5 protein-coding genes and 1 pseudogene are annotated in these 5,968 nt (G+C 52.2%); 1 reads left to right on the plus strand and 5 read right to left on the minus strand.

The window, feature by feature from the left end; genetic code table 11:
• Positions 1 to 314: pseudogene (locus Q4C79_RS12805) on the minus strand (phosphomannomutase/phosphoglucomutase); the annotation flags it as partial.
• A 602-nt stretch (positions 315 to 916) separates the two neighbouring features.
• On the opposite strand from Q4C79_RS12805, the gene Q4C79_RS12810 reads away from it, so the two are divergent.
• Complete coding sequence (locus Q4C79_RS12810; RefSeq protein WP_303091412.1) at positions 917 to 1,999, plus strand: calcium-binding protein; 1,083 nt, start codon at positions 917 to 919, stop codon at positions 1,997 to 1,999.
• Between the two features lie 306 nt (positions 2,000 to 2,305).
• On the opposite strand, the gene aroC is transcribed toward Q4C79_RS12810, so the two are convergent.
• The 4 genes from aroC to Q4C79_RS12830 form a co-directional block, all read right to left on the minus strand.
• On the minus strand, positions 2,306 to 3,403 hold the full coding sequence (aroC, locus tag Q4C79_RS12815) for a chorismate synthase (protein WP_303091413.1): 1,098 nt from the start codon (positions 3,401 to 3,403) through the stop codon (positions 2,306 to 2,308).
• A gap of 131 nt (positions 3,404 to 3,534) precedes the next feature.
• Positions 3,535 to 3,693: a FeoB-associated Cys-rich membrane protein gene (locus tag Q4C79_RS12820; RefSeq protein WP_303091414.1), complete on the minus strand. Its 159-nt coding sequence runs from the start codon at positions 3,691 to 3,693 to the stop codon at positions 3,535 to 3,537.
• The gene (gene feoB / locus Q4C79_RS12825; RefSeq protein WP_303091415.1) at positions 3,690 to 5,552 is read right to left on the minus strand and encodes a ferrous iron transport protein B; all 1,863 of its coding nucleotides are present in this window, start codon (positions 5,550 to 5,552) and stop codon (positions 3,690 to 3,692) included. The genes Q4C79_RS12820 and feoB overlap by 4 nt, the downstream gene beginning before the upstream one ends.
• The gene (locus Q4C79_RS12830) at positions 5,549 to 5,830 is read right to left on the minus strand and encodes a FeoA family protein (RefSeq protein WP_303091416.1); all 282 of its coding nucleotides are present in this window, start codon (positions 5,828 to 5,830) and stop codon (positions 5,549 to 5,551) included. Before Q4C79_RS12830 ends, feoB begins: the two co-directional genes overlap by 4 nt.
• Between the last annotated feature and the right edge of the window lie 138 nt (positions 5,831 to 5,968).

A 5,968-nucleotide genomic window follows, 5' to 3' on the forward strand; every position in this document is an offset into this window, starting at 1 on the left:
TTGTGGCTGCCGGTAATCATCACGCCGCTGCCGCCGCATTCTTTGATGGCGGCGAAATAGAGCATGGGCGTGGCGACCATACCGACGTTGAGCACGTCGATACCGCTTTCGGTAATGCCGCGGATCAGGTTTTCACCGAGTTCGGGGCCGCTGAGGCGTCCGTCGCGACCGACAGCGATACGTGTTACGCCAAGCTTGCTGCCGCGGGCGGCAATGGCTTTGCCGATTAGGTAGGCCGCTTCGTTGGTCAGTGTTTTGCCAACGATGCCGCGGATGTCATAGGCTTTGAAAATGTCGGAAGCGATGGAGGCCATGTGAATTCCTTTATTTGTTCGGGTTAAATTTAAAAACCTGCTCGAAGTACTGTTTGGATTGTAGCATAACTGGACGGGCTGCCAAGCGCTTCGAATGTTGTATGGAAATACCGGATCCGATTCGGTTTGGAGCAGGTGTTTGGCGGATGTTGTCTATAAAATATGACGAAAGTGTTTATTGTTAAATTTATGGTTTTTATTCGTATAAATTCAATTGTAATAAATATTTGATTTAAAATTCTTTAAATTATAGTTTTTATTTTTATAATTAAATTTGAATTTAATCTATTTATTGATAAATTGTTTAAATTTAATTTACCGTTTGTCTGAAAAAATTACCGAATTTTTATAAAACAAAACTAAATATTCGAATGGTATTATGCTGTTTGCAAGTAAATGAAAATTTACTTAATCCGAATCTTTATCGTTGTATCAAGTGTAAAGCGCCAAGGGAGTGCCGGTTTGGGATTGGCAGGCTGTAATCTGCACTAACAAGAAATCCGATAAGGTTTGCCAACATCGGCCGGTTTCGGAAGGCGCTTTACAAGATTCGGAATTTCATGATGTTTTTCATTATGTATTGATCATTTGGAGATTGAATCATGTCACACCATTCTTACTCTTACCGTTTCTGCAAACCGGAAAGCCATCATCATCAGCAAAAGCAATGGTCTTTTTGTATGGATAATGCTTATGCAGTGATGATTACCAGCCGTATTCAAAGCAGTTGGAATAAATACGGCGGTTATGATGTGGTTGGCACCGAAAAAGCAGACTGCATCACGGGTTCGGCTTGCAACGATAATCTGTACGGTGCCGGAGGTAACGATACGGTTTACGGCGGTAAAGGCAACGACACGATCGATGGGGGCAAAGGGGCGGACCATATGTACGGCGGTAAGGGAGACGACAGTTATTATGTCGACGATGCCTGCGATGTGGTGGCGGAAAGCGATTGCGAGGGTGTGGATACGGTCTACACTTCAGTTGATTATACTGCACCGGATTATGTGGAGAATGTAATCGCTATCGGCGACTGTGCCGTTAACCTGACCGGCAATTGCTTGGATAACGAGCTGACCGGTAATGATGCGGACAATGTGATTAAAGGTGAAGCGGGTAATGATACGCTTCACGGCAAAGGCGGCAACGACACCTTGTATGGTGGCGACGGCAACGATACGCTCTACGGCGATGCCGGTTGCGATACCTTATACGGGGATTGCGGGGAGGATGTTCTATATGGCGGCGAAGGCGCCGACCGCTTGGATGGGGGGCTGGGCAACGACTTGCTGAACGGCGGTCCCGGTGCGGATGTGTATGTATTCGCAGCGGGACACGGTCATGATGTGGTCGAGGACTGCGGCGATGTTTGCGAAACCGATGTGCTGAACCTGAAAGATGATATTCATCTGGAAAATTTGGTATTTAGCGAAGATTGCGGGAATCTGGTGATTACTGCATGTGATCGGCCCGACGATTCGATTACGATTAAGGATTGGTTCTGTGGGGCTGAGAAGCAAATCGAGCAATTGGAATTTGACTGCACCTGTGTCACCGTGACCAATAGTGTGATCAACCAAGCGTTCGAAAATGCCGGTGGGGCATCGGTCAGCGGTTCCACCTTGGCTGCAATGGTTCAGGAACAATGTAACCAAGCACAGGCTCAAGCTGTAGTAGCTTAACCGGCGCAGAGCTGCCAAATCAATAGCCGGGATATGGAATAATTCCTATCCCGGCTATTTCTATTGCGGATTTAATGACTTCGATACAAGGCAGTAACACCGTAGCGAAAGTTAAGTTAATCCGCTAACGTTTGATGAAACCATGCCTGTCTGAAAACCGGTTAACTTCGCCGGCTTGATTTCAGACAGGCATTTTATGATCAAAAACCAAGTTGTTTGATAAACGTTTTTCCATACTCGGATCTGCACCGAGTATGGCGCGTTTGCCTTTTCTTCATTTCAAAGCGGGTTGTGTAACTGCGTTGTTTACTTGCGGCGGGCGATATCCGGAGTGCTAACCGATACGTCCGCGTTTTGCGCGCGCTGGCGCAGGGCATGGTCGATCAGTACCAAGGCGACCATGGCTTCGGCGATGGGGGCGGCGCGCAGACCCACGCATGGGTCGTGGCGGCCGTGGGTGGCGATTTCCACCGGGTTGCCGTCGATGTCGATGCTCTCGCGTGCGGTGGCGATGCTGCTGGTGGGTTTGATGGCGAAATTGGCGGTGATGGTTTGGCCGGTGGAGATGCCGCCCAAAATGCCGCCGGCGTGATTGGATTTAAAGCCCGTCGGGGTGAGTTCGTCGCCGTGGTAGCTGCCGCGTTGGGCAACAACATCAAAGCCGTCGCCGATTTCCACGCCTTTTACTGCGTTAATGCTCATCAGTGCGTAGGCAATATCGGCATCGAGACGGTCGAATACCGGCTCGCCCAAGCCTACCGGTACGTTGGCGGCTTCCACGCGCAGTTTGGCGCCGACCGAATCCAGCGATTTGCGTACGCTGTCCATATAGTTTTCCAGTTCGGTGATTTGCGATTGGTTGGCGGCGAAAAAGGGGTTTTGGCCGATGTATTGATAGCCTTCAAAGCTGATTTTCCGCTCGCCGACTTGGGTAACATAAGCGGTGATTTCTACGCCGAATTGTTCTTTCAACCATTTCTTGGCAATCGCGCCGGCGGCTACGCGGGCGGCGGTTTCTCGGGCGGAAGAGCGGCCGCCGCCGCGGTAGTCGCGCGTGCCGTATTTGTGCCAGTAGGTGTAGTCGGCATGGCCGGGGCGGAACTGGCGGGCGATGTTGCCGTAGTCTTTGCTGCGCTGGTCGGTGTTGCGGATTAACAGGGCGATGGGGGTGCCGGTGGTTTTGCCTTCGAACACGCCCGATAATATTTCCACTTCGTCGGCTTCGCGCCGCTGGGTAACGTGGCGGCTGGTGCCGGGCTTGCGGCGGTCGAGGTCATGCTGGATGTCTGTTTCGTTTAACGATAAACCGGGCGGGCAGCCGTCGATGATGCAGCCCAATGCGGGGCCGTGGCTTTCGCCGAAAGTGGTTACGGTGAAGAGTTGTCCGAAGGTGTTGCCGGCCATAAAAATGCTTTCGTGCGTTAATTTGTTTAGGTAAAAATTTGGGTGATTTTAGCATAGAGAAACCCTTTCAGACAGGCATTAAGGCCTGTCTGAAAGGGTGATGCCTGTCTGAAAGATAATAAACAAGAAGTTTATTCGGAAGGCTTGTTTTTTCTGTTTTCCGCTTTCGGGCTACTGCCGCAGTGCGAGCAGCCACTGCAAGAGCAGCCGAGTTTTTTCGGCCTGAGCTTTTTGTAGGCATACCAAGCACAGCCGGCCACAATCAGGGCAACCAGAATTTCTTGAATCATGATGTCAACGCCAAAGTAAGTCGGTAAACGATAAAGGAAAACGCATACGCCAACACCAGCAGATAACCGACGATTAAAGCGGTGTGTTGCGGCGAACGGGTTTCGCGGCGGATAACGGCGATGGTCGCCAAGCACATCGGTGCGTAGACATACCATGCTAAAAAGGCAAAGGCAGTCGGCAAGCCCCAGTCGTTATGAACGATGGGAATCAGTGCGTTGCTGGTGGCCTCGTCGGAATCGGCGCTCACCGCATACACGGTACCCAAGGCGGCCACCACCACCTCGCGGGCGGCAACGCCGGGAATCATGGCGATGGTCATTTGCCATGTAAAGCCGATGGGTTCGAAAATCGGTTGCAATACGCGGCCGATCATGCCGGCAAAGCTGTAATCGATGGCAGGGCCTTTGGCGTTTTCAGGTGCGCCGGGGAAGCTGACCAATGCCCACAAAACCACGCTGAGCGCAAAAATAATGGTACCGGCGCGTTTCAGGAAGGAGCGCACTTTGTCCCACAGATTCAGCAGGATGTTTTTAAAATTCGGCAGGCGGTAGGTCGGCAGTTCCATTAACAGCGGAAACTGCTGGATACGGCCGTGGCGCTTGGCGATTTTTTTCATCACGAAAGCTACCAGACCGGCGGATAAAATACCGGCCAGATACAGTATAAACAATACCAAACCTTGTAAATTCAATCCCCATACGGTTTGCTGGGGAATCACGGCGGCGATAATCAGGGCGTATACCGGCAGGCGTGCCGAACAGGTCAAGAGGGGTGCTACGCTGATGGTGACCAAGCGTTCGCGCGGGTCTTGGATGGTACGCGCCGACATCACGGCGGGCACCGCGCAGGCAAAGCTGGAGAGCAGCGGAATAAAAGCGCGGCCGGACAAACCGCTTTTGGCGAGCAGGTTATCCATCAAGAATGCGGCGCGCGGCAGGTAGCCGGAATCTTCCAACAGCAGGATAAAGGCAAACAGAATGGTAATCTGCGGCAAAAATACCAACACGCTGCCGATACCGGCGATGATGCCGTTGACAATCAAATCGCTCAGAATGCCGGGCGGCATATTGGCGGCCACCCATTCGCCCAGCCAAGTAAATGCGCCTTCGATACTGTCCATCAGCGGCGCCGACCAGGTGTACACGGCTTGGAATACCAGCAGCAGAATCAGCAATAGCAACAGCACGCCCCATACCGGATGCAGCACGAAGTCATCCAGTTTGGTGTGCCAAGCGGGAAGCGTCATGTGGGTGTGGGTACTGTCGCGCAACAGACGGGTAACGTCTTCGTACAATTCGCGGCTGTCGAGCGAATCGATCACTTCGGCCGCCCGTTTGGCATCTAAAGGCGGGGACGGCTCTTTCGGCAACATAGCTATCGCCTTGCGGATGGCTTCGGTGCCGCTTTGGCTGATGGCAACCGTTTCTACCACCGGCACGCCCAATAATTCGGCCAGCTTGGCCGTTTCGATTTGTACGCCTCGTTTACGCGCGATGTCGCTAAGATTAAGCGACACCACCATCGGCAGCCCCAAGGTTTTGAGTTCCAATACCAAGCGCAGCGTCATTCTGAGGTTGGTGGCATCGGCCACTGCAATGATGGCATCGGGTTGCGTGCCCATCTCGCCGAACAGTACTTTTCGGGTAACCGCTTCGTCGGGGCTGGTGACCCGCAGGCTGTAAGTGCCCGGCAAGTCGATAATGGTTACGTCGGGATTGCCGATTAAGCGGCCTTCGCGACGGTCTACCGTTACGCCGGGATAGTTGGCGACTTTGGCGTGCGCGCCGGTGAGGGCATTAAAGAGCACGGTTTTACCACAGTTGGGAGCGCCGACTAATGCGTAATAAACTTGGCTCATTCAGCCTCCTTATTGGCTTTTAGGAGGCGGCAATGGATTTTGCTGGCTTCGGTGTGCCGCAGTGAGAACTGGGCGTGTTCGCCCAAGCGGATGGCGTAAGGTCCTTGGCCGAACAGACCGGTACCGATGACTTCGATGGTGGTGCCGTCGGAGAAGCCGAGATCAGCAAGGCGGCGACCGACTGAGTAATCCAGTTCGCCAAATTCTTGGCAGGGATGGATGGAGTCAATATAGGCGAGGCTGCCTTTGGGCAGATCGTATAAAGGTACGGTGCTCATGATGTGCTCGCTTTCTTTTGGCTATCACTTTTTTCTGTTTGAATGAATAAGGGCGATTCATTTCCTAAATCTTTTTGAGAATTAGGCGTAAGGGACAAAATGGGTGCTATTTTGGAGTAGCATCTCTCTAAGGGACAT

This window comes from Neisseria sp., from assembly GCF_030523955.1.
In the GTDB taxonomy this organism is placed as follows: domain Bacteria; phylum Pseudomonadota; class Gammaproteobacteria; order Burkholderiales; family Neisseriaceae; genus Neisseria.

What these genes read in the sequence shown, in the direction of transcription:
- Q4C79_RS12810 (WP_303091412.1), top strand. Translation starts at nt 917, where the DNA reads ATGTCACACCATTCTTACTCTTACCGTTTCTGCAAACCGGAAAGCCAT.
- aroC (WP_303091413.1), bottom strand. Translation starts at nt 3,403, where the DNA reads ATGGCCGGCAACACCTTCGGACAACTCTTCACCGTAACCACTTTCGGC.
- Q4C79_RS12820 (WP_303091414.1), bottom strand. Translation starts at nt 3,693, where the DNA reads ATGATTCAAGAAATTCTGGTTGCCCTGATTGTGGCCGGCTGTGCTTGG.
- feoB (WP_303091415.1), bottom strand. Translation starts at nt 5,552, where the DNA reads ATGAGCCAAGTTTATTACGCATTAGTCGGCGCTCCCAACTGTGGTAAA.
- Q4C79_RS12830 (WP_303091416.1), bottom strand. Translation starts at nt 5,830, where the DNA reads ATGAGCACCGTACCTTTATACGATCTGCCCAAAGGCAGCCTCGCCTAT.